19 protein-coding genes and 1 tRNA gene are annotated in these 20,633 nt (G+C 71.6%); 9 read left to right on the top strand and 11 right to left on the bottom strand.

All coding sequences use genetic code 11. The features are described from left to right. Positions 1–1,578: an exopolysaccharide biosynthesis polyprenyl glycosylphosphotransferase gene (locus tag AC1RN0_RS10475; RefSeq protein WP_492787377.1), complete on the bottom strand. Its 1,578-nt coding sequence runs from the start codon at positions 1,576–1,578 to the stop codon at positions 1–3. Positions 1,579–1,699: 121 nt separating this feature from the next. Between AC1RN0_RS10475 and AC1RN0_RS10470 the strand changes: the two genes are divergently transcribed. From AC1RN0_RS10470 to AC1RN0_RS10430, 9 genes are all read left to right on the top strand, one after another. Beyond that, a tRNA-Ser gene (locus AC1RN0_RS10470) sits at positions 1,700–1,790 on the top strand. Between the two features lie 204 nt (positions 1,791–1,994). Next, positions 1,995–2,936, top strand: coding sequence for an NAD(P)/FAD-dependent oxidoreductase (locus AC1RN0_RS10465; RefSeq protein ID WP_492787376.1), 942 nt, complete (start codon positions 1,995–1,997; stop codon positions 2,934–2,936). Beyond that, a complete protein-coding gene (locus AC1RN0_RS10460) occupies positions 2,929–3,477 on the top strand; it encodes a DUF1003 domain-containing protein (protein ID WP_492787375.1) in 549 nt (182 codons plus the stop codon). The genes AC1RN0_RS10465 and AC1RN0_RS10460 overlap by 8 nt, the downstream gene beginning before the upstream one ends. After that, positions 3,474–4,229 carry a DUF72 domain-containing protein gene (locus AC1RN0_RS10455; RefSeq protein ID WP_492787374.1) on the top strand — a complete coding sequence of 252 codons (756 nt, stop codon included), beginning with the start codon at positions 3,474–3,476 and terminating at the stop codon, positions 4,227–4,229. Before AC1RN0_RS10460 ends, AC1RN0_RS10455 begins: the two co-directional genes overlap by 4 nt. Before the next feature lie 131 nt (positions 4,230–4,360). After that, positions 4,361–5,083: an ABC transporter ATP-binding protein gene (locus AC1RN0_RS10450; RefSeq protein WP_492787373.1), complete on the top strand. Its 723-nt coding sequence runs from the start codon at positions 4,361–4,363 to the stop codon at positions 5,081–5,083. Beyond that, positions 5,080–7,443, top strand: coding sequence for an ABC transporter permease (locus tag AC1RN0_RS10445; RefSeq protein WP_492787372.1), 2,364 nt, complete (start codon positions 5,080–5,082; stop codon positions 7,441–7,443). The genes AC1RN0_RS10450 and AC1RN0_RS10445 overlap by 4 nt, the downstream gene beginning before the upstream one ends. Before the next feature lie 2 nt (positions 7,444–7,445). Continuing rightward, on the top strand, positions 7,446–8,639 hold the full coding sequence (locus tag AC1RN0_RS10440) for an efflux RND transporter periplasmic adaptor subunit (protein ID WP_492787371.1): 1,194 nt from the start codon (positions 7,446–7,448) through the stop codon (positions 8,637–8,639). A gap of 96 nt (positions 8,640–8,735) precedes the next feature. Continuing rightward, the gene (locus AC1RN0_RS10435) at positions 8,736–9,623 is read left to right on the top strand and encodes a hypothetical protein (RefSeq protein ID WP_492787370.1); all 888 of its coding nucleotides are present in this window, start codon (positions 8,736–8,738) and stop codon (positions 9,621–9,623) included. 2 nt (positions 9,624–9,625) lie between these two features. Continuing rightward, entirely contained in the window at positions 9,626–10,192 is a 567-nt protein-coding gene (locus AC1RN0_RS10430; RefSeq protein ID WP_492787369.1) for a hypothetical protein, read from the top strand. 8 nt (positions 10,193–10,200) lie between these two features. Here AC1RN0_RS10430 and AC1RN0_RS10425 read toward each other — a convergent pair whose 3' ends face one another. The 10 genes from AC1RN0_RS10425 to AC1RN0_RS10380 form a co-directional block, all read right to left on the bottom strand. Next, the gene (locus tag AC1RN0_RS10425; RefSeq protein ID WP_492787368.1) at positions 10,201–11,823 is read right to left on the bottom strand and encodes a long-chain fatty acid--CoA ligase; all 1,623 of its coding nucleotides are present in this window, start codon (positions 11,821–11,823) and stop codon (positions 10,201–10,203) included. A 63-nt stretch (positions 11,824–11,886) separates the two neighbouring features. Continuing rightward, positions 11,887–12,495, bottom strand: coding sequence for a TetR/AcrR family transcriptional regulator (locus AC1RN0_RS10420; protein ID WP_492787367.1), 609 nt, complete (start codon positions 12,493–12,495; stop codon positions 11,887–11,889). 99 nt (positions 12,496–12,594) lie between these two features. After that, positions 12,595–12,987, bottom strand: coding sequence for a DUF7670 domain-containing protein (locus AC1RN0_RS10415; RefSeq protein WP_492787366.1), 393 nt, complete (start codon positions 12,985–12,987; stop codon positions 12,595–12,597). A gap of 95 nt (positions 12,988–13,082) precedes the next feature. Then, positions 13,083–14,324 (bottom strand): ABC transporter permease, encoded by a 1,242-nt coding sequence (locus tag AC1RN0_RS10410; RefSeq protein WP_492787365.1) that lies wholly within the window; start codon positions 14,322–14,324, stop codon positions 13,083–13,085. After that, positions 14,321–15,004 carry an ABC transporter ATP-binding protein gene (locus AC1RN0_RS10405; RefSeq protein WP_492787364.1) on the bottom strand — a complete coding sequence of 228 codons (684 nt, stop codon included), beginning with the start codon at positions 15,002–15,004 and terminating at the stop codon, positions 14,321–14,323. The genes AC1RN0_RS10410 and AC1RN0_RS10405 overlap by 4 nt, the downstream gene beginning before the upstream one ends. A 10-nt stretch (positions 15,005–15,014) precedes the next feature. After that, the gene (locus AC1RN0_RS10400; RefSeq protein WP_492787363.1) at positions 15,015–16,580 is read right to left on the bottom strand and encodes an efflux RND transporter periplasmic adaptor subunit; all 1,566 of its coding nucleotides are present in this window, start codon (positions 16,578–16,580) and stop codon (positions 15,015–15,017) included. Further along, positions 16,577–17,398, bottom strand: a complete 822-nt coding sequence (locus AC1RN0_RS10395) for a hypothetical protein (RefSeq protein ID WP_492787362.1) — start codon at positions 17,396–17,398, stop codon at positions 16,577–16,579. Before AC1RN0_RS10395 ends, AC1RN0_RS10400 begins: the two co-directional genes overlap by 4 nt. A gap of 86 nt (positions 17,399–17,484) precedes the next feature. Continuing rightward, the gene (locus AC1RN0_RS10390) at positions 17,485–18,951 is read right to left on the bottom strand and encodes an ATP-binding protein (protein WP_492787361.1); all 1,467 of its coding nucleotides are present in this window, start codon (positions 18,949–18,951) and stop codon (positions 17,485–17,487) included. Continuing rightward, positions 18,948–19,706: a response regulator gene (locus AC1RN0_RS10385; RefSeq protein ID WP_492787360.1), complete on the bottom strand. Its 759-nt coding sequence runs from the start codon at positions 19,704–19,706 to the stop codon at positions 18,948–18,950. Before AC1RN0_RS10385 ends, AC1RN0_RS10390 begins: the two co-directional genes overlap by 4 nt. Before the next feature lie 62 nt (positions 19,707–19,768). After that, positions 19,769–20,479: an MBL fold metallo-hydrolase gene (locus tag AC1RN0_RS10380; RefSeq protein ID WP_492787359.1), complete on the bottom strand. Its 711-nt coding sequence runs from the start codon at positions 20,477–20,479 to the stop codon at positions 19,769–19,771. Positions 20,480–20,633: the final 154 nt, after the last annotated feature.

Here is a 20,633-nt window from a genome sequence, read left to right as displayed (position 1 = left end):
CTAGCGCACCGAGTCCCGGTCCCCGAGCAGGCAGGGGATGGTCATGGCCATGATGTAGAGATCGAACCAGAAGTTCTGGCGCTCGATGTATTCGATATCCAGCGCCACGCGGCGGCGGACCAGTTCGGGCGTGTCGACCGGCCCGCGCGAGCCGTTGATGGCGGCCCAGCCGGTCATGCCGGGCTTCATGCGGTGGCGGTGGGCGTATTCGGCGACGAGGCGCGCGGATTCCGTCTGGCCGGTCTTCATGCCCACGGCGTGCGGCCGCGGGCCGACCAGGCTCATCTCGCCGGTCAGGACGTTGAACAGCTGCGGCAGCTCGTCGAGGCTGGTCTTGCGGATGAACCGGCCCACGCGGGTCACGCGGTCGTCGCCGGCGCGGACCTGCTGCACGGCGGCGAAATCGGCGGCCTCTGCGCGCATCGAGCGGAATTTCCAGACGAGGATTTCCTCGTTGTTGAAGCCGTGGCGACGCTGGCGGAAGAAGATCGGACCCGGGCTGTCCAGCTTGATCGCGACCGCCACGGCGACCATCACCGGCCAGCCGAGCAGCAGGGCGACCGTGCCGACCACCAGATCCTGCGCGCGCTTGACCCCGGCGCGGTGAATATCCTTCGGCTCGCCGGAAACCTGGGCCAGCTGGGCGTCGGCGATGCGCGACAGCGCCCGCTGGCGGCCGTCTTCGCTGCCCGAGTCGAGCACCAGGCTGACGTCGTTCGGCAGCACCCGCAGGCGGTCGATCAGCTGGCGGATGCGCGGCTGGGCCGACGGGTTCACGGCGATCACGATGCGATCGACGTAGGGCATGATCTTGTGGCCGAGCAGATCGGCGGTGTCGCCCAGCACCGGGACCCCGGCGATTTCCTTGGGCGCGCGGCCCAGCCGGTCGTCGAACACGCCGAGCACCGCGACCTCGCGGGTGGCCAGGGCCGTTTCGATCAGCTTGCGCGCTGCGTCGGTGGCGCCGACGATGACGATGTTGGGGGTCAGCTTGCCCTGGCGACGCCAGCCGCTGACGATCGACCACCACAGACTGTGCAGGACCAGCAGGGCGGCCGCGCCGGCGGCGAACCACACCGGCAGGGTCGGATCCGTCCCGGGCCGCACCAGGCCCATGATGCCGATCGGCAGGCCGGCGAGGCTGAGGGCGGCGCAGACGCGGATGAAATGGCGCCCGAGTCCCTCGCTGAGGGTGAAGGCGTAGGTGTCGAGCACCCGAAGGCCCCACAGAAGCAGGCCGAGGCTCAGCGCCAGCGGCAGAATCTCGCCGAGCGTCAGCTGCAGCACGCCGTGGGTGGCCATGGCCCGTGTCGCCAGCAGGCTGGTCAGGGTGATGACCGTGGCGTCGATCAGCCGGAAGGTGCGGGTGACATGGCGCAGCTGCAGCCGCGAGCGCACGGGCACCAGCCGGTTGGGCCGGAACGGCCCGCGCCGGTCGCGCGGATCCTCGACCGGGCCGCTGTTCTCGTCGGGGCCGAACTGGGTTTCCAGCACCCTGTGCAGGGCGCGCACGGCGTCGACCCAGCCCTCTTCAGGCAGGTCGGCGGGCGGACGCAGCGGGATGGGCGCGGACTTCATCCCCGCCAGTCTCTCACTCTCGGCTGAGCGACCGGTTAACGGCGTTCCGCGAAAGCATGTTCAGTCCCGATTGCGAAGCGCGCGCCTCTTGGATATGAGGAGCGTCCCGCGAAAGCGGGATGGAGACGTGCCCGAGTGGCCGAAGGGACTCGTTTGCTAAATGAGCGTACCCCAAAAGGGTACCGTGGGTTCGAATCCCACCGTCTCCGCCATTCTTCCCGCCGCCGGAATGTAATCTCGCGCCAGGGCCCGCCTCTTCCCGGCGAGGCCCTCTGACGGCCGTGTCGGCGCGCGGGCGACGAGCGCAAATTCGCCCGACCTGACCGAACGCGCCGGAACCACCTGCCCGCACGCCGGATTTGGTCGAGGCCGGGGCCGTTGGCGCTCCTGGAACACAGACCGGGAGCGACAGAGGCATGCCAGGGCGACCCATCGCCGACGAGAGTCTCGACGCCCTGATTGTCGGGGCCGGGCCTGCGGGCCTGACAGCAGCCATCTACCTGGCGCGGTTCCGGCGCCGCTTCACCGTCGTCCACGATGACAAAAGCCGGGCAGGGTGGATCCCCCTCACCCGCAACCACCCGGGCTTTCCAGGCGGCGTCAGCGGGCCCGACCTGCTGGCGAGAATCCAGGCCCAGGCCGAAGCGTACGGCGCTCCGGTGCTGACCGGCCGGGTCGAGGGCCTGACCCAGGTCGACGGCGTCTTCGAGGTGGTCCTCGCCAGCAAGACGCTGCGGGCCCGCACGGTGCTTCTGGCCACCGGGGTGGTGGATATCACGCCGGATCTGCCGGGCGTGGAGGACGCGGTGCGTGACAGCCTGCTCCGCATCTGCCCCATCTGCGACGGGTTCGAGGTCATCGGCCGGCGCGTCGCCGTGATCGGCGACGACGCGCGGGGCGCCCGGGAGGCGCTGTTCCTGCGCACCTACAGCGACGCCATCACCCTGATTCACGCCGGACGTCCGGACGCGCTTCCGACCGACGAGCGGGCGCATCTGGCCGAAGCCGGCATCAACGTCGTCGAACAGCCCCTGTCGTCGCTGTCGTTCGAGAGTGAAGCCCGGGACGCGGTCTGCATGACGGCGGGCGAGGTCCTGCACTTCGACGCGGTCTATTCTGCGCTCGGCGTTCGTCCCCGTTCGGAACTGGCCGTGCAGGCCGGGGCGCGCCTTGCCGAGGATGGCCGCCTGGTCGTCGACGAGCATCAGGAGACCAGCGTGCCCGGACTGTTCGCCGCCGGCGACATGGTCCGGGGCCTCAACCAGATCAGCACCGCCCAGGGCGAGGCGGCGATCGCCGCGACGGCGATTCACAACCGCCTGGGCCGCGACCCGTACCGGGAGCGGCCGCATGGATGAGCGCGACCCGGCGACGCCGAGCGGTGGGCAAGGCGATCTCGCCGAGCACGAGGTCACGGCCGTCGACACCGTGGCGAGGCTGCGGGCCCGGCATGATCAGAAGGCGACGGCGCTGCAACGCGCGGTCGACGGGGTAACCGATCGCCTCGGCCGGCCGTACGCGGCGATCGGCCTGGTCCTCGCCTTCGCCGCGGGACTGGTGGTGGCCGCCGTGCGGTCGCAGGGACGCCTCGACGATGCGTTCGCCATCTGGCTGGAGCTGGCTGCGACCCTTGCGGCCCTGGTGATCGCCCTGCTGATCTTCGTCAGCCAGCGCCGGGGCGACCTGCTGGCGGAACGTCGCGCGGAGCTGACCCTGCAACTGGCCCTGCTGACCGACGCCAAGAACGCCCGGATCATCAGCCTGCTGCAGGACTTCCGGCGGGATCTGCCCGAGGTCGCCGACGCTGACGACCCGGAGGCCGACGAGATGGCCACGCCGGTCGATCCCGGGGCCGTCATGGACGCCATGGAGCAACTGGACCCGGGCAAGAGGACGTGACTGCCGTTACGGCCCCGCGACCCTCGGGCGCCCTGCCGCGGATCGGCACGGCCGGCTGGAGCATCCCGCGCGACGTGGCCGCCGCCTTTCCGGAGGCGGGCGTCGGCCTGGCGCGCTATGCGGCTCGCCTTTCGGCGGTCGAGATCAACTCGACCTTCTATCGCAGGCATCGCCCCTCGACCTTCGACCGCTGGGCCGCCGGCACGCCGGACGACTTCCGCTTCGCCGTGAAGATGCCCCGCCAGATCACCCACGAAGGGCGGCTGACGCCGCCGGGCGCGGCGCTGGTCGACTTTCTCGCGGACATTGGCCGGTTCGGAAACAAGCTCGGTCCCGTCCTGGTCCAGCTGCCGCCGAGTCTCGCCTTCGAGCCCGGGGTCGCGGAGACCTTCTTCGCCGACCTGAGGGATCGTCACGCCGGTCCGGTCGCCTGTGAACCGCGTCACGCCAGCTGGTTCGGCGCGTCGGCCGACCAGCTTCTGGCGGCGCTCCGCATTGGCCGGGTCGGCGCCGACCCGGCCCGTCATCCGACCGCCGGACGGCCGGGCGGTTGGCCGGGCCTCGCCTACTGGCGGCTGCACGGGTCTCCGCGCCTCTATTACTCGGCCTATTCCGGAGAGACCCTGCGCCATCTCGCGGACGAGCTCCGACGGGCCTCGGGCGAGGCCTGGTGCATCTTCGACAACACCGCCTCCGGCGCGGCCGCCGAAAACGCGCTCAGCCTGGCCGTCCTGACCGGCGAGCACCGCTAGTCCCGGACGGCGCGCGGGCGAGGGGCGGGAGATCGTCGCTCCGACGACAATCCCTTGCGCCACCTTGCGTTCGATCAAATCGCACCGCAGCCTTCTCGCGCATTCTATGCGGCCACAGGCGGAGCGGCGGCGTGGCGATTCCGGGCGACCAGACACCCGTCTTCACGGCGCGGGGGCTGACCAAGATCTACCGCACGGGCGAGGTCGAGGTTCAGGCCCTGCGCGGGCTGGATCTCGATCTCTACGCGGGCGAGTTCGCGGTGTTCCTCGGGCCGTCCGGCAGCGGCAAGTCGACCCTGTTCAACATCCTCGGCGGCCTCGACCGGGCCACCAGCGGCTCGGCCCGGTTCGAAGGACTGGAGCTGACCACCCTCGATGACCGGGGACTGACCCGCTTCCGCCGCCGCAACGTCGGCTTCGTGTTCCAGTTCTACAACCTGGTGCCCAGCCTGACGGCGTTCGAGAACGTCGCCCTGGTCACCGAGATCGCCGACAATCCGATGACCCCGGGCGAGGCGCTGGAGATGGTCGGCCTGTCCGATCGCGCCGACCACTTCCCAGCGCAGCTGTCGGGCGGCGAGCAGCAGCGGGTGGCCATCGCCCGCGCTATCGCCAAACGGCCCGAGGTGCTGCTGTGCGACGAGCCGACCGGCGCGCTCGACCTGGCGACCGGCGTGCGGGTGCTCGAGGCGCTGGCCTTCGTCAATGAGACGCTCGGGGCGACCACGGCGGTGATCACCCACAACACCTCGATCCGCGAGATGGCGCACCGGGTGCTCTATTTCGGCGACGGCCGGGTTTCGCGGGTCGAGGTCAATCCGGACCGCAAGAATCCGAAGGACCTCAGCTGGTGAGCGTCCTCGACCGCAAGCTCGCGCGGGACTTCCGCCGCCTGTGGGCCCAGGGCCTGGCGATCGCCCTGGTCATGGCCTCGGGCGTGGCGACGCTGGCGATCGGCGACGGGGCCTACCGGTCGATCGACGAGACGCGCGCGGCCTACTACGACCGCGGCGGCTTCGCCGAGGTGTTCGCCCAGGCGCGGCGGGCGCCCGAAGGCCTGGCGCGCGAGATGGCCCGCCTGCCCGGCGTGGCCGTGGCCGAGACCCGCATCGTCCAGGCGGCGCTGCTCGATCTGCCCGACTTGCCGGAACCGGCCTCGGCCGTCCTGCAGTCTCTGCCCGACAACGGGCCGGCCCGCCTCAACCGCCTGACCCTGCGCGGCGGGCGGCTGCCCGACCCGCTGTCGACCAGCCAGGCGGTGGTCAGCGAGGCCTTCGCCCAGGCCCACGGCTTCCACGCCGGCGACCGCTTCGACGCCATCCTCAACGGCCGCCGGCGCACCCTGACCATCGTCGGCGTGGCCCTGTCGCCGGAGTATGTCTACGCCATCGGTCCGGGCGATCTCGTGCCGGACGACCGGCGCTTCGGCGTGGTCTGGATGTCGCGCAAGGCGCTGGCCGGGGCCTTCGACCTCGACGGGGCGTTCAACAGCGTCAGCCTGACGCTCGCGCGGGGCGCCCGGGAATCGGAGGTCATCCGCCGTCTCGACGACCTGCTGGCGCCCTACGGCGGGGCCGGGGCCTACGGCCGTCGCGACCAGTCGTCCAACGCCTACCTCGACAGCGAACTGCAGCAGCTGAACGCCATGCGCCGGGTGCTGCCGCCGATCTTCCTGCTGGTCTCGGCCTTCCTGATCAACATGACCCTCTCGCGGCTGCTGACGCTGGAGCGGGAGCAGATCGGCCTGTTCAAGGCGCTCGGCTATTCCGACTGGCCGATCGCCTGGCACTATCTGAAGCTGGCCCTGCTGATCTCGGCCGTCGGGGTGGTGCTGGGCCTGGCCGCCGGCGCCTGGCTGGGCCACGGTGTCACGCGGCTGTACGGCGAATTCTTCCACTTCCCGTTCCTGGTCTTCGTCCAGGACACGCGGTCCTGGCTGCTGGCGGTGGTCACGGCCGGCGGCGCCGCGACGCTCGGCGCGGTGCGCGCGGTCAGCGTCATCGTCCGCCTGGCCCCCGCCGCCGCCATGGCGCCGGCCGCGCCGCCGCGCTTCTCGCGCTCGGGTCTTGAGTTGCTGCTGACGCCATTCCACCCGTCCCAGCTGACGATGATGGCCCTGCGGCGCGTGGTGCGCTGGCCCGTCCGCTCGGGTCTGACGGCGCTCGGCCTGTCGTTCGCCGCCGCGCTGCTGGTCGCCTCGCTGTTCTCGCTCGACTCGCTGGAGACGATGATCGACCTGACCTTCAACCAGGCCGACCGGCAGAACGCGACGATCGGCTTCGTCGAGGCGAGGGGACCGGCCGCCCTGCCGGTCGTGCGCCGCCTGCCGGGCGTCCTGCGCGCCGAGCCGTTCCGCGCCGCGCCGGTGCGGCTGCGCAACGGCCTGGTCAGCCGGCGGGCGGCGATCATCGCCAAGTCTCCGGACGGCCAGCTCAGCCGCGCGCTGGACTCTCACGGCGCGCCGGTGGCCATCCCCCCGCACGGCCTGGTGCTCAGCGCCAAACTGGCCGAGATCCTCGGCGTCGCGCCGGGCGACCGGGTCGAGGTCGAGGTGCTCGACGGCCGCCGCCGCCGCGCCCTGGTGCCGGTCAGCGCCGTGGTCGAGAGCTATTTCGGCCTTGCCACCTTCATGGATCCCAGGGCCCTCGGGGTGTTGCTGGGCGAAGGGCCGCGGCTGTCGGGGGCCTATGTCCGCTACGATGAGGCCCGCTCCCGCGCCTTCTTCTCGGCGGTGAAGGGCAGCCCCGCGATCGGCTCGCTGCAGCTGCAGGAGCGGGCGCTGCTGACCTTCCGCCAGACCATGGCCCGCAACATCAACGTCATGATGGCGACCTATCTCGGCCTGGCCGTCACCGTGGCGCTCGGGGTGATCTACAACAGCGCCCGCATCCAGCTGTCGGAGAGCGCGCGCGAGTTGGCCAGCCTGCGCGTGCTCGGCTTCACCGCCAGCGAGGCCTCGCGCGTGGCGCTGATCGAGCTGGGCGTGCTGGTGATCCTGTCGATCCCGCTGGGCTGGGCGCTCGGCTACGGCTTCGCGGCGGTGATGACCCGGGCCTTCGACAGCGAGCTGTTCCGCATTCCGCTGATCGTCTCCAGCGCCACCTACGCCAAGGCCGCCCTCGTCGTGCTCGGGTCGGCCTTCGTCTCCGCCTTCGTGATCCGCGACCGCATCGCGCGGTTCGACCTCGTCTCCGTCCTCAAGACCCGGGATTGACCATGCCGCCTGTTTCCCGTCGCACCCTTGTGATGATCGCCGCCGGCGTGGCGGCCGCCGCCGGCCTGGCCTGGATGCTGCGGCCCCAGCCGGTGCCGGTCGAGACAGCCGTCGTCGCGCGCGGCCCGCAGGAGGTCTGGGTCGAGGACCTCGGCCGCACCCGGGTGCGGGAGGTCTATGTCGTGTCCTCGCCGCTCGCCGGGCAGACGGAGCGGGAGCTGCTGCACGCCGGCGACCCGGTGAAGGCCGGCCAGCCGGTCGTGCTGATCCGGCCGGCCGCCTCGCCGCTGATCGATACCCGCTCACGCAAGGACCTCGTCGCGGCGGCGGCGGCGGCCGACGCGGCCGTCGGCCTCGCGCGCGCCGACCTGCAACGGGCCCGCGCCGAACTGGCGTTCGCCGAAGGCCAGTGGACGAGGGGCCAGGCCCTTGCCCGCGGCGGCTTTCTCGCGCCCCAGGGGCTGGACCAGCGGCGTCTGGCGCGGGACACCGCCGCCGCGGCCGTCGCCTCGGCCAACGCCGCCCTGGTGGTGCGCGAGCGGGAGCGCGACAGCGCCCACAGCCGGCTGGCCGACCCCGCCGAGGTCGGCGCCGGTCGCTGCTGCGAGACGGTCCGCGCGCCGGTCGGTGGTCGCGTCCTCAAGGTCACGCGCGAAAGCGCCCAGGTCGTCCAGGCCGGCGAACCGCTGCTCGAGATCGGTGATCCGGCCGACATGGATGTCGTCGTCGAACTGCTGTCGAGCGACGCGGTGCAGGTGAAGGTCGGCTCGCCGGCGACCATCCGGGACTGGGGCGGCGATCCGCTCCCCGCGCGGGTCTCGCGCATTGAACCGGCCGGCTTCACCAAGGTCTCGGCCCTCGGGATCGAGGAGCAGAGGGTGCTGGTCTATCTCGACTTCGTCCGCCCGGAAGAGGCCTGGGGCCGGCTGGGCCATGACTATCGGGTCACCGCCCGGATTGTCACCTGGTCGGCGAAGGATGTGGTCCTGGCCCCGGCCAGCGCCCTGTTCCGCGAGGGCGAGGACTGGATGGTCTACCGCGTGGCCTCCGGTCGGGCGTCGCTGACGAAGGTGAAGGTCGGGCATCGCAACGAGGACGTCGTCGAGGTGCTCGGCGGCCTGTCGCCGGGCGACCGCATCGTCGCCTATCCCGGCGACCGGCTGGCCGACGGCGTCGCGGTGACCGAGCGGCGCTGACCGGAGACCGGTGATATTCGGGCTGGCCCTTCGCGCCGGAACGACGCAGGATGGGGCTCGCGGTTCCGTCGCCACCGGGTGACGGGGGAGGGCGGCATGACCTCGGGTCGAAGTGGAACGGACGGACGGCGGGGCCTTTGCCTGCTGCTGGCGCTCAGTCTGGCGGTCGCCCCCGGCCTCGCGGGCGCGCAGGACCGCCCCAGCCAGGCGCCGACACGCAATCCCAACGGCGGCGGAAGCGGCGGCGGCGGGTCCGATGTCGGCACGGCCACGGCGGTGATCGGCGGTCTCGTCTGGGCCGCCCGCAAGGCCCGCGAGGCCGAGGCGAAGAAGAAGGCCGAGGAGGCGCGCAAGAAGCGCGAGCAGGAGGAGGCCGCCCGCCGCGCCGCCGCCGCGCCGCCCGCGGGCCAGCCTGTCGCCGACCCGACCCCCGCCCAGACGCGCGATCCGCCGCCGACCGACCTGCCGACGGCGCAGCCGCGTCCCTCGGCGACCCCGCCGTCGCCCAACCCTGCGGCCCGGCTGTCGTCGCCCTCGCGGACCCGGTCGCCCGCGCCCCCTGTGGTCGTCACGCCGGCGCCGGCGCCCGTCGTCGCGACGCCGCCGTCCGCGGCCGGACATCTGGCGACCCGGCCGCCCGCCCCCTCGGCGTCGGTCCCGCGTCCGGCGACTCCGGCGACCGCGCCCGTCGTGGCGACCGCGCCTCGGCCGCCCGCCGTCGCTCCGCCGGCGGCGCCGGTCGTCGCCGCGCCGACCGTGGCGCCGGTCGTCCCGCCGGCTGCGGCGCCCGTTGCACCGGCGGTCCCCGCGCCGCGGCCGAACCTGGCCCTGTTGCTCGCCCTGCTGCTGCTCGGGGCCCTGGCCTGGACGGCGCGCCGCTTCACCGCCTGGGGCGCGCCGGTCGTGCATGCCCGGGTGTCCCTCGATCCGGGCGAGCTCGGCACGAGCTTCGAGGCCGCGCCCGAAGCGCGGCTGGCGGGCTGACCATGAGCGACCGGCCCCTGACCCTGAAACACTTCTTCTGCGCCGATCCCGAAGCGCCGATCGCCGACAGCAGCGACATGGAGGCGGTGCGCGAGGCCGTTGAATCGGCGGGCAACGGCCTGCCGCCGCTGTCGCGCAAGACCATGCTGAAGAACGTCGCCGGCGCGCTCGACCAGTTCTTCCAGATCGGTCTCGACGACATCTTCGAGTCGGCATGGGACCGGGTCGAGGCGGTGCGCGACATCAAGGCCGCCAGCCGCGCCGAGCCGGAGAAGCTGATCCCGTTCCCGATGATGGACCACAAGATCTCGTCGGCGCAGAAGCCGCACATCGACCTGATGATCGGTCCACAGATCCTCAACCGGCTGACCTTCAGGACGGCCGTGTCGCTCAAGCTCAGCGGCGTCCATCTGATGATCGGCGGCGGGCGGCTGCACCACATCACTGCGGGCCGCTGCGGCGGGGAGGCGACCTTCTCCCTCGCCGGCGTCACCCTGATCGAACGCAACACCGCGCCGCTGGACCTGCCCGGCCGCGTGGCGTTCAAGGCGCCGGCCGGGACGGCCTAGGGACCGCCTCAGTCGAGCAGGTGGTTGTTCCAGGCGGTCCGCAGGGTCTTCTTGTCGATCTTGCCGGTGGCGGTCAGCGGCACGGGGGCGAACACCACGTCGTCAGGCATCCACCACTTGACGATCCGGGGGCGCAGGAAGTCGAGCACCTCGTCGCGGGTCACCGTGCGGCCTTCGTGGACCTCGATGACCAGCAGGGGGCGCTCCTCCCACTTGGGGTGCGGAATGCCCACCACGGCGGCGATCTTCACCCCCGGACAGGCGACGGCGATGTTCTCCAGGTCGATCGAGCTGATCCACTCGCCGCCGGTCTTGATCACGTCCTTGGCCCGGTCGGTGATGCGCATGAACCCGTGTTCGTCGAGGGTGGCGATGTCCCCGGTGTCGAACCAGCCGTCGTCGTCGATGGCGTCGGCGTCCTTGCGGAAGTAGCGCTTGATGGTCCAGGGGCCGCGCACCATCAGGGCGCCGCTGGTCTCGCCGTCGCGCGGCGCCTCGCTGCCGTCGTCGAGCATGATCTTCAGCTCGATGCCGAACTGCAGCCGGCCCTGACGGGTCCAGATGATCTCGTCGACCTGGTCCTCGCCCAGGGCGGCGATCGACGGCGTCGCGGTGGCGACCACGCCCAGCGGACAGGTCTCGGTCATGCCCCAGATCTGCAGCACCTGGACGTCGTGCTTGACCTTGAAGGTCTCGGCCATGGCGCGCGGCACGGCCGAGCCGCCGATGATCACCTTCTTCAGCGCGCCGACGGTCTGGCCGGTCTGGGCCAGCCAGTCGAGATACATGGTCCAGATGGTCGGCACGCCGCCGGAGAAGGTCACGCCCTCGCCGATGATCAGTTCCTGCAGGCTGGCCGGGTCCATCTTCTCGGCCGGCAGCACCAGCTTGCAGCCGTTGATCGGGCAGATGAACGGCAGGCCCCAGGCGGTGGCGTGATAGAGCGACGAGCAGGGCATCACCACGTCGAACGCCGTCAGGCCGAAAGCGCTGGCCAGGCCCGCGGCCATGGCGTGCAGCACGACCGCCCGGTGGCTGTAGAGCACGCCCTTCGGATCGCCCGTGGTGCCCGAGGTGTAGCAGAGGAAGGCCCCGCTATTCTCGTCCAGCCGCGGCCAGGCGAACGGCAGGTCCGACTGCGCGTCCAGCAGGGTCTCGTAGTTCAGCGCCCCGACGGTTCCGGCGTCGTGGCCGTCAGCGTCCGACAGCAGCACGAAGGTCTTCACCGTGTGCAGGCGGTCCGCCAGGCGTTCGACCAGCGGCGCGAAGGTGCGGTCGTAGAACAGCACCGTGCTCTCGGCGTGTTCGAGCACATAGATGATCTGCTCGTCGAACAGCCGCGGATTGACGGTGTTGAGCACACAGCCCAGGCCCGGAACGGCGTAGAACAGCTCCATGTGCCGGTGGGTGTTCCAGGCAAGGCTGGCGATGCGGTCGCCTGATTTCACGCCCAGCGCCTGCAGCGCGCGCGCCAGCCGGCGCGTCCGCGCGGCCATGCCGGCGTAGTCATAGCGATGGATGCGGCCCTCGACGGTGCGGGACACCACCTCCACCCGGCCATGCGCGGTTTCCGCGTGCGTCAGGATGGCTGTGGTCAGCAGCGGGACGTCCTGCATCAGTCCGGGGATCACGGCGCGCTTCCTCCTTGTCGTTTCTTGCCCCGTCTTAAGGATCAGCGGCGCCCGAAGCGCAAGTCAATCCAGCCGGTAGGCCTCGCGGCCGGCATCCCTGTTCGCGCGCACGATACGGCCCCACCAGCGGATGCGCTCGGCGTCGGTCAGGCCGTCGTTGTCTTCCAGCCAGCGGATCATGCAGTCGAGCAGCAGGCCGAACAGGGCGCTGGCGGCCATCTCCGCCCGGGCCTCGGCCCCGGCGGGGGCGTTCGGCCCCGGCGCGAAGAGCGGCAGGGCGGTGCGGGTCAGCAGCGGGCGAAGCCGCGACTCCCACTCGGACTGCCCGGCGCGGCAGTTGCGGACCACCAGTATGAACGGCGCAGGCTCCTCCCGCGCGGCCGCCAGCACCCTGGCGATAATCGAGCCGTAGCCCTCCCACTTGACGGCTTCGGCCGCCTCGATCGTGCGGACCACCCTGTCGAACACCGCCTCGACCAGGGCCTCGCGGGACGGAAAGAGGCGGTAGAACAGCACCTTGGCCGCCCCGGCGGCCTCGGCGATGTCGCTCATGGTCGCGGTATGCAGGCCCTTCTCGAGCAGGACGCGCGCCGCCACGCGCAGGTATTCGTCGCGCCGGGCGGCGTGGTCGACGCGGGGCTTCTTGCGTTGGGGCGGGACAGCGGCAGGCATGCTCTGGCTCTGTGCGACCACGGGGCGGTCTGGCGGCGGGTTAACAGACGGATGGAGAAGACCGGAAGGTTGCGGCGCCCGATATGGGCGTCTCACCCCTCAATCGAGGGGCTGCGGCCGGGGGCCGATCGTCGGGGATCGGCCTGGCCCCCCTCGGAGCCCGGAGGCGGCGAACGGCCCGCCGGCGAAGAGCATCCCGATCACGAGCGCCGGTCCCGCGATGACCGCGTACCAGCTGACCGGGCGGTCCGGTCCCGCCATCAGGAGGTAGCCGACCGCCAGAACGGCGAACAGCGCGCCGCCGACGACCGGCCACCGCCAGCCGACGAGCGTGGCCGCCAGCACCGCCGCCGCCGGCGCGAGATGCGCGGCCACGGCCAGGGCCAGACCGCGCCGTCCCGGCTCGTCGAGGACATCCAGCGCGAACGCGGCGACGAACAGGGCGAACGCCAGCCCGAGCAGGCGGGGCGTCCACAGGATCAGGGCTCGCATGAGGGTGTCCTCCACGGGGCCGGCCGGCGCGGTCGGCGACGCATGGACCACCGGCCGGCGATCCGCGTCCTTGAGCCGCGTCAATCCGTCGGGGACTATTCCCGCCGCAGCGCCTCGATCGGATCCAGGCGCGCGGCCCGCCAGCTGGGATAGGCCCCGAACACCAGTCCGACCAGCAGCGAGAAGCCCAGCGACACCGGGATCGACCAGCCGGCGATGGCCACCGGCCAGTCCCCCAGCTTGGCCATCAGGAAGCCGCCGCCGATGCCGATGATCAGGCCGATGATGCCGCCCACCACCGACAGGGTTATGGCCTCCAGCGCGAACTGGAACAGCACGTCGTTGCGCCGCGCCCCGACAGCCATGCGCAGGCCGATCTCGCGGGTCCGCTCGGTCACGGCCACCAGCATGATGTTCATGATGCCGACCCCGCCGACGACCAGCGACACGGCCGCCACCGCCGCCAGCAGCGAGGTGAAGGTCTTCACCGAGGCCTGCATGGCCTCCATGATCGAGGCCATGTTCTGGACGCTGAAGTCGTCGTCGGCGCCCTGGCGGATGCGGTGGCGCTCGCGCAGCAGGTTGGTCACGTCCTCCTGCAGGCGGTCCATGTCGTCGGCGCTGTCCGCCTTGACGTAGATGGTCTGGACGTTGCTGCCCTGGACCCGCTTGCCGACGACCCGAGACCGCACCGCCTGCAGGGGTCCCAGCACGATGTCGTCCTGGTCCTGGCCGAAGCCGCTCTGGCCCTTGGACGCCAGCACCCCGATCACCTCGAACGGCACCGAACCGACGCGGATACGCTTGCCGACGGGGTCGACGTCGGCGCCGTAGAGCTCGGTGGCGACGGTCTGGCCGATGACGATGACCTTGCGGCCCTGACGGGCTTCGGTCTCGTCGAACATCCGGCCTGATGCGATCGTCAGATCCCGGGCGGTCAGATAGTCGGGCGTCACGCCCTCGACCCGGGTCTGCCAGTTGGCGCCCTCGGCCGTCAGCTGCGCGCCGCCCCGGACGCTGGGAGCGACGGCCGCGGCGCCGTCGATCTGGGTGGCCATGGCCTTGGCGTCGTCCTCGGTCAGGGTCTGGCTGCTGCCGGCCCCCTGGCTGACGAAGCCGCCGCCCGGACCGCGCGAGGCGCCGGGCGACACGATCAGCAGGTTGGAGCCCAGCCCGCCGATGGCGCTGGTCACCCGCTGCTGCGCGCCCAGGCCGATGGAGGTCATCATGACCACGGCGGCCACCCCGATGACCACGCCCAGCGAGGTGAGGGCGCTGCGCGTGGGATGGGCGATGATGGCCCGCGCCGCGAAGCCGACCAGATCGATCCGCCTCATTGGCCGGCTCCCGACTTGTCGGAGATGATCCTGCCGTCCTGGAAGGTCACGCGGCGGTGCGCCTGGTCGGCCACCTTCTGGTCGTGGGTCACCAGCACCAGCGTCAGGCCTTCGTCATTCAGCGTCCGGAAGAGCTCCAGCACGTCCTTGCCGGTGGCGCTGTCGAGGGCGCCGGTCGGCTCGTCGGCCAGCAGCAGATCGGGCGAATTGGCCAGGGCCCGGGCGATGGCCACGCGCTGCTGCTGTCCCCCGGACATCTGCGTCGGCCGGTGGCCGGTGCGGGCGCCGAGGCCGACCCGCTCCAGCAGCGTCGCCGCGCGGGCCCGCCGCTCGACCGGCGGCAGGCCGGCGTAGACCATCGGCAGTTCGACGTTCTGCAACGCCGTCAGTCGCGGCAGCAGCTGGAAGGACTGGAACACGAAGCCGATCCGCCGGCAGCGGAAATTGGCCAGGTCGTCGTCGTCGAAGCCGGAAACGTCCTCGCCGTCGAACAGGTAGCGGCCGCCCGTCGGACGATCCAGGCCGCCGATGATGTTCATCAGGGTCGACTTGCCCGACCCCGATGCGCCGGTGATCGCGATGTGCTCGCCGCGGGTGATGTCGATGGAGACGCCGGCCAGGGCGGCCACCGTCTCCTCGCCCATCTGGTAGACCTTTTCCAGGTCACGGATTTCGATCATCGCGCGGGGCCTACATCCGGACCCGGACGGCGCCGCCGCCCATGGGGCCGCCCGTGGCCGCCTTGGCCTTGGCCTTGGGACCGCCGCCGACGATGACCGTGTCACCGGCCGTCAGCGGGCCGACGATCTGGGTGAACGAGCCGTCGGACGCGCCGACGCGCACCGGCACGGCGGTCGGCTTGCCGTCGCGCAGGACATAGACGACGCCGGACGTCATGCCGCCGCGTCCGCGGCCCCCGCCGGCGGCGGCCATGCGCGCGCGCAGGGCGACGAGCTTTTCCTTCTGGGCCGGCTTCAGGATCGGTTCGATGCGGGTCAGCACCGTCTGCATCATCCCGCGCATGGCCTGGCGCATGGCGGTCGGGTCGCCGGAGGCCTTGGCCAGGGCTTTGGTGCGCTCCTCGGCGAGGATCGCCTCGACCTTGGCCTTCTGGCCGGCGTCGAGGTCGAGCTGTTCGATCAGCCGCGCGCCCATCGCGCCGCGCTGGCCGGAGCCGTTCTGGCGCTGGCCGCCCGGCGGGCCGCCGCCGGGACCGCCCATGGACGGACCGGTGGCGCGGCGCGTCGTCGAGTCGGCCTGATCGGGCGGGGTCCACCGCAGGGCCGCCGCCGGAACCTTCAGCACGCCGCGCAGCTGCTGGATGACGATGTCGGCGTTGGCCGTCATGCCCGGCATCAGCTTGCCGCCGGGGTTGTCGGCCTGGGCGATGACGATATAGGCGACGACGTTGGATTCGGTCTCCGGCTGCTTGCGCACCTGGGTCACGACGCCGGTGTAGGTGTCGTCCGGAAAGGCGTCGACGGTGAAGCGGACCGACTGGCCCTCCTGCACCTGGCCGATGTCGGCCTCGTCGACGCTGATCTTCACCTCGAGCTTGGACAGGTCCTGGGCGATCTGGAACAGCACCGGCGCGGTGAAGCTGGCGGCCACGGTCTGGCCGGGTTCGATGCTGCGGTTGATCACCACGCCGCTGATCGGGGCGACGATGTTGGTGCGCCCCAGATCGGTGCGGGTGCTGTCCAGCGAGGCGCGGCTCTGGGCCACGGCGGCGCGGGCGGCCTGGACGTTGGCCTGGGTCGACTTCCAGGACGCCATGGCCGTGTCCAGCGCGGCCTGGGCCATGATGCCCTGGTCGAACAGCGACTTGGTACGGTTGTAGGCGGCGCGGGCCTGCTCGGCCTGGGCCTGGGCCTGCGCGACCTGGGCCTGGTTGGCGGCGATCTGCGCCTCGCCCTGGCGCAGCCGGCTGATGTAGGTCTGCGGATCGAGTGTCGCCATCAGCTGGCCGGCGCGGACCTGGTCGTTGAAGTCGACCAGCACCTTGAGGATCTGCCCGGAAATCTGCGAGCCGACGTCGACGGTCACCAGCGCCTGCAGCGAGCCCGACGCCGACACCGACTTGGTGATGTCGCCCTGCTGCACCTGCTCGGTGCGATAGGGATCCTTCGGGGCCTTGGGCTTGAACGCCTGCCAGCCGCCCCAAACGGCCAGCAGCGCGCCGGCGGCGGCGAGGGCGTAGACGACGGGTCGCGGCAGGCCGCCTTTGCGACGGATCGGAGCGGTGTGCAGGCTCATGGGGTCTCGTGACTGGACAGGGCGGCGGGCGCCGCAACCTCAATGGAAATAGCTGTCTTAGGTTGCAGTGGCATTTCAACGCGCCTGGGCGGCGCTTTCCGCCGTCGGCCCTCGGGCGGCGCCTCGCCGATCGCCTGCGCCGGGGTCACGGGCAGTTCAGCGAGGGTGAGCCGGCCGTCGTGGTCGGCGTCCAGCAGGTCGAAGCGGCGGCGGGCCGCGGCTTCGGCCTCCGCACGACTGACCCGCTGGTCCAGGTCGGCGTCCGCCCCGCGGACGGGATGCGGCTCGTTGAGCAGACCATACTGGGCGGCGCCCTGGCGACGGGGGCGCGGCTTCGGCTTGCCCTTCATCGGCATCGGGGGCAGGGCGCCCCACATCTCGTCGGCGCGGCTCGGCAGGGTAGCTATCGGCGGCCGGTCGCCCTCCGGACGGTCGCGGCGCGGCAGCAGGCCCGTGATCTCCGGCGCGACGTTGCGCTCGTAGTCGCCCACCTCGAAGCCGTCGACGATGTGGTCCCTGTCCGTGTCCAGCCGGTCGAAGAAGGCCAGGGAGTCGGCGAGGAATTCGTCGCGCGACAGGGCGCCGTCATGGTTCGTGTCGGCGCGGGAGAACCAGTCGGCGACCGGGTAGGGCTGTCCGGGCTCGGCGTGAAACGGCTCGCCGGCCGGACTGATGAACACCTGCAGCGGCGGCGGGCCCGGCGGCGGCGCGGCCTCGGGCGGTCCGCCGCCCGGGATGCTGATGGGCGCGCCGGGATCCTGGGCCAGGACCGGGGTGGCCGCGGCGAGCAGCAGCAAACAGGCAAGACGGGCGAGCATGAACGACTCCGGCGTGACGGGACGAGTCAGCCTGTGGTCCGCCCGTGGCTCCAGTAAGGCCCGTGGTTTGCGCGACGGCAACATCTCTAGAGCGGAAGCGTGACCCGGGCGGTCAGGCCGCCCGCCGGTCGGGAGGTCAGGATCACGTCGCCGCCATGCGCCCGGGCGATCGACCGCACCACGGCCAGCCCCAGGCCGGCGCCGCCGGTTTCCCGGCTACGGGAAGGCTCGCCGCGGAAGAAGGGCTCGAACACCCGCTCGGCTTCCTCGACGGGGATGCCCGGGCCGTCATCCTCGATCTCGATGACCGCCTCGCCGCCCTCGGCGAACACCCGGCCCCGCGCCCGCAGGCCGTACTTCAGGGCGTTGCCGACCAGATTGGCGATCAGCCGCCGCAGGGCGAGGGGATCGCCCTCGACGACCAGCCGCTCCGACGGTAGGGCGACGGCGTCGGCGCCGGTTTCAGCCGCCTCGTCGAGCACGCTCTCGACCAGTGACGACAGTTCCAGCTTCTCGCGCGGCCCGGCGCGCGTGGCGTCGCGGACGAAGCCCAGCGTGGCGGAGATCATCGCGTCCATCTGGTCGATGTCGGCGGCCAGCCGGGCGCGGATGTCGTCGGGGGCGGCCTCGATGCGGAACCTGAGGCGGGTCAGGGGCGTGCGCAGGTCATGGGCGATCGCCCCGACCATGGCGGTGCGGTCCTCGACATAGCGGCGCAGACGTTCCTGCATGCGGTTGAAGGCCTCGGCGGCGGCGACCACCTCGCTCGACCCCGCCAGTTCCAGCGGCGGCGCACGAGGGTCGCGGCCGAGGCGGTCGGCGGCCTTGGCGAAGACGGCGATCGGCGCGGCCAGCCGGCGGGCGAACCACCACGCCAGCGGCGTCACCGCGAGGATCGAGATCAGCAGGGTGATCACGATATGGCCCTGCCAGGAATTCCACTGGAAGCTCGGCTGTGGCCGCGCGACCAGCCAGCGGCCGTCGTCCTGCCGCACGCCGATCTTGAACGGCGCGAACAGCACCCGCTCCTCGAACCGCGGGGGGCCGCCGGGACCCGGGCCGGGGCCGTCGGGTCCCGCGCCGGGCGGCGGGACGCGCTGCATCATCGGGCCGCCCGGCGGCGGCGCGCCGTGCGGCGTCATCGGCCCGCCGCGGAAGACACGCACCTCGAACGTCGACTCGACGGAGCGCGACCTGAGGAACATGCGGCGGGGGCCGTCGGTCTCGATGACGATCCGGTCGGGCGTGACCTGCAGGGCCTGGGCCAGGCCCTTTCGGACATCTTCCCGCCAGCGGCTGCCGCGCAGCCGCAGCGGTTGCTCCCGGGGCGCCGAGCCCTGCAGGGCGACGACCAGCGGTCGGGCTTCGGGCACCGGCGTCAGGCCGGGGCTGCGCAGGGCGCGGGCGACGTCGGAAAGGCGATAGATTTCGGGCGGCGGCGGCGGCAGGTGCAGCACGATGGCCGAGGTGATGGCGTGCGAGGCGGCCAGGCAGACCACCACCAGCGCCAGCACCTGGACGAAGATGGGCGCGCCGCGCCAGGGGGTCTTCATGACGCGCGGACGACCTTGGGCGAGAACATATAGCCCTCGCTGCGGATGGTGCGGATGATCTCCACGCCGCGGTCGTCGTCGAGCTTGCGGCGCAGGCGGCTGATCTGCACGTCGATGGCGCGGTCGTAGGCCTCAGTGTCGGGTCCGCGCGCCATGTCGAGCAGCTGGTCACGGGTCAGCACGCGTTGCGGGCGTTCGACGAAAGCGCGCAGCAGCGAGAACTCGCCGCTCGACAGGTTGACGATCACGCCCTGCGGCGAGCGGAGCTCCCGCCGGACCAGGTCCAGCCGCCAGCCGGCGAACTCGCAGGTGGCGCCCATGGCGGTGTCGGCGGGCCGCGGCTCCTGCCGTCGGCGCAGCACGGCCCGCACCCGGGCGAGCAGCTCGCGCGGATTGCACGGCTTGGGCAGGTAGTCGTCCGCCCCCAGCTCCAGTCCGACGATGCGGTCGGTTTCCTCGCCCATGGCCGACAGCATGACGATGCCGGGGCCGCCCGGCTGGCCGGACAGGCGCCGGCACACTGACAGGCCGTCCTCGCCGGGCATCATCACGTCCAGCACGATCAGGTCGGGCGGCTGGCGCTGCATCGCCAGTTCCATCGACCGGGCGTCGGACGCCTGGTCGACGCGATAGCCGTGCCGGGCGAGGAAGTCGGCGATCACATCGCGAATGCCCGGGTCGTCGTCGACGATCAGGATGCGGGCGCCGGGATCCTCGGCGACGCTGTGGGCGGTCTTGTCCATCACGAGCTCCATGGCCGCCGTCATGACAACCGGACGTGGCCGGAGAATTTCAGCCCTGCAACAAGTCCCCGCGCTCAGCTGTAGCGCTTGGGCACGCCGTCCATCTCGGGCAAGCTGCCCTCTTCAACGCCGAGCGCGATGTCCGAAACGAACGGGTTGGCCTTACGCTCGAAACCGAAGGTGCTCATCGGGCCGTGGCCGGGCACGAAGGCCACGTCGTCGCCGAGCGGCCAGAGCTTCCGGGTGATCGAGTCGATCAGCTGCTGGTGATTGCCGCGCGGAAAGTCGGTGCGGCCGATCGAGCCCTTGAACAGGACATCGCCGACCTGGGCGAAGCGCGCCTCACGATTGAAGAACACGACATGGCCGGGCGTGTGGCCCGGGCAGTGGATGACCTCGAACTCGGTCTCGCCGACCTGGACGGTGTCGCCGTCGCCCAGCCAGCGGTCGGGCGTGAAGGCCTGGGCGCCCGGGATGCCGTAGCGCGCGCCGCTCTCGGGGATCTGGTCGATCCAGAACTGGTCGTCCGGGTGCGGGCCCTCGATCGGCGCGCCGGTCAGGGCCTTCAGCTCGGCCGTGCCGCCGGCGTGGTCCATGTGGCCGTGGGTGATCCAGATCTTCTCGACCGTCAGGCCCTGTTCGGTGATCGCGGCCATCAGGCGCTTGATATCGCCGCCCGGATCGATGACGGCGGCCTTCTTCGTCTTCTCGCACCAGACCACCGTGCAGTTCTGCTGCAACGGGGTGACGGGCGCGATGAAGGCCTTGATCGGGGAAGAGGACACGCAAAGCTCCTGCGACGGCGGACCGTCACATGATCGGTGTTCAGGCGTCCGGAATAAAGGGGCGGATGCGAAAAAGGCCCGGGATCGCTCCCGGGCCTTTCCGTTGTTTCCCGGGGACAGGAACCGTCTCCGGTACGCGTCCCCTGCCGCTGAA

This window comes from Caulobacter sp. GW821-FHT12F03 (genome assembly GCF_058806855.1).
This window is presented reverse-complemented; position numbering and strand designations above follow the sequence as displayed.

What these genes read in the sequence shown, in the direction of transcription:
- AC1RN0_RS10475 (WP_492787377.1), bottom strand. Translation starts at nt 1,578, where the DNA reads ATGAAGTCCGCGCCCATCCCGCTGCGTCCGCCCGCCGACCTGCCTGAA.
- AC1RN0_RS10465 (WP_492787376.1), top strand. Translation starts at nt 1,995, where the DNA reads ATGCCAGGGCGACCCATCGCCGACGAGAGTCTCGACGCCCTGATTGTC.
- AC1RN0_RS10460 (WP_492787375.1), top strand. Translation starts at nt 2,929, where the DNA reads ATGGATGAGCGCGACCCGGCGACGCCGAGCGGTGGGCAAGGCGATCTC.
- AC1RN0_RS10440 (WP_492787371.1), top strand. Translation starts at nt 7,446, where the DNA reads ATGCCGCCTGTTTCCCGTCGCACCCTTGTGATGATCGCCGCCGGCGTG.
- AC1RN0_RS10435 (WP_492787370.1), top strand. Translation starts at nt 8,736, where the DNA reads ATGACCTCGGGTCGAAGTGGAACGGACGGACGGCGGGGCCTTTGCCTG.
- AC1RN0_RS10430 (WP_492787369.1), top strand. Translation starts at nt 9,626, where the DNA reads ATGAGCGACCGGCCCCTGACCCTGAAACACTTCTTCTGCGCCGATCCC.
- AC1RN0_RS10420 (WP_492787367.1), bottom strand. Translation starts at nt 12,495, where the DNA reads ATGCCTGCCGCTGTCCCGCCCCAACGCAAGAAGCCCCGCGTCGACCAC.
- AC1RN0_RS10415 (WP_492787366.1), bottom strand. Translation starts at nt 12,987, where the DNA reads ATGCGAGCCCTGATCCTGTGGACGCCCCGCCTGCTCGGGCTGGCGTTC.
- AC1RN0_RS10410 (WP_492787365.1), bottom strand. Translation starts at nt 14,324, where the DNA reads ATGAGGCGGATCGATCTGGTCGGCTTCGCGGCGCGGGCCATCATCGCC.
- AC1RN0_RS10405 (WP_492787364.1), bottom strand. Translation starts at nt 15,004, where the DNA reads ATGATCGAAATCCGTGACCTGGAAAAGGTCTACCAGATGGGCGAGGAG.
- AC1RN0_RS10400 (WP_492787363.1), bottom strand. Translation starts at nt 16,580, where the DNA reads ATGAGCCTGCACACCGCTCCGATCCGTCGCAAAGGCGGCCTGCCGCGA.
- AC1RN0_RS10395 (WP_492787362.1), bottom strand. Translation starts at nt 17,398, where the DNA reads ATGCTCGCCCGTCTTGCCTGTTTGCTGCTGCTCGCCGCGGCCACCCCG.
- AC1RN0_RS10390 (WP_492787361.1), bottom strand. Translation starts at nt 18,951, where the DNA reads ATGAAGACCCCCTGGCGCGGCGCGCCCATCTTCGTCCAGGTGCTGGCG.
- AC1RN0_RS10385 (WP_492787360.1), bottom strand. Translation starts at nt 19,706, where the DNA reads ATGGAGCTCGTGATGGACAAGACCGCCCACAGCGTCGCCGAGGATCCC.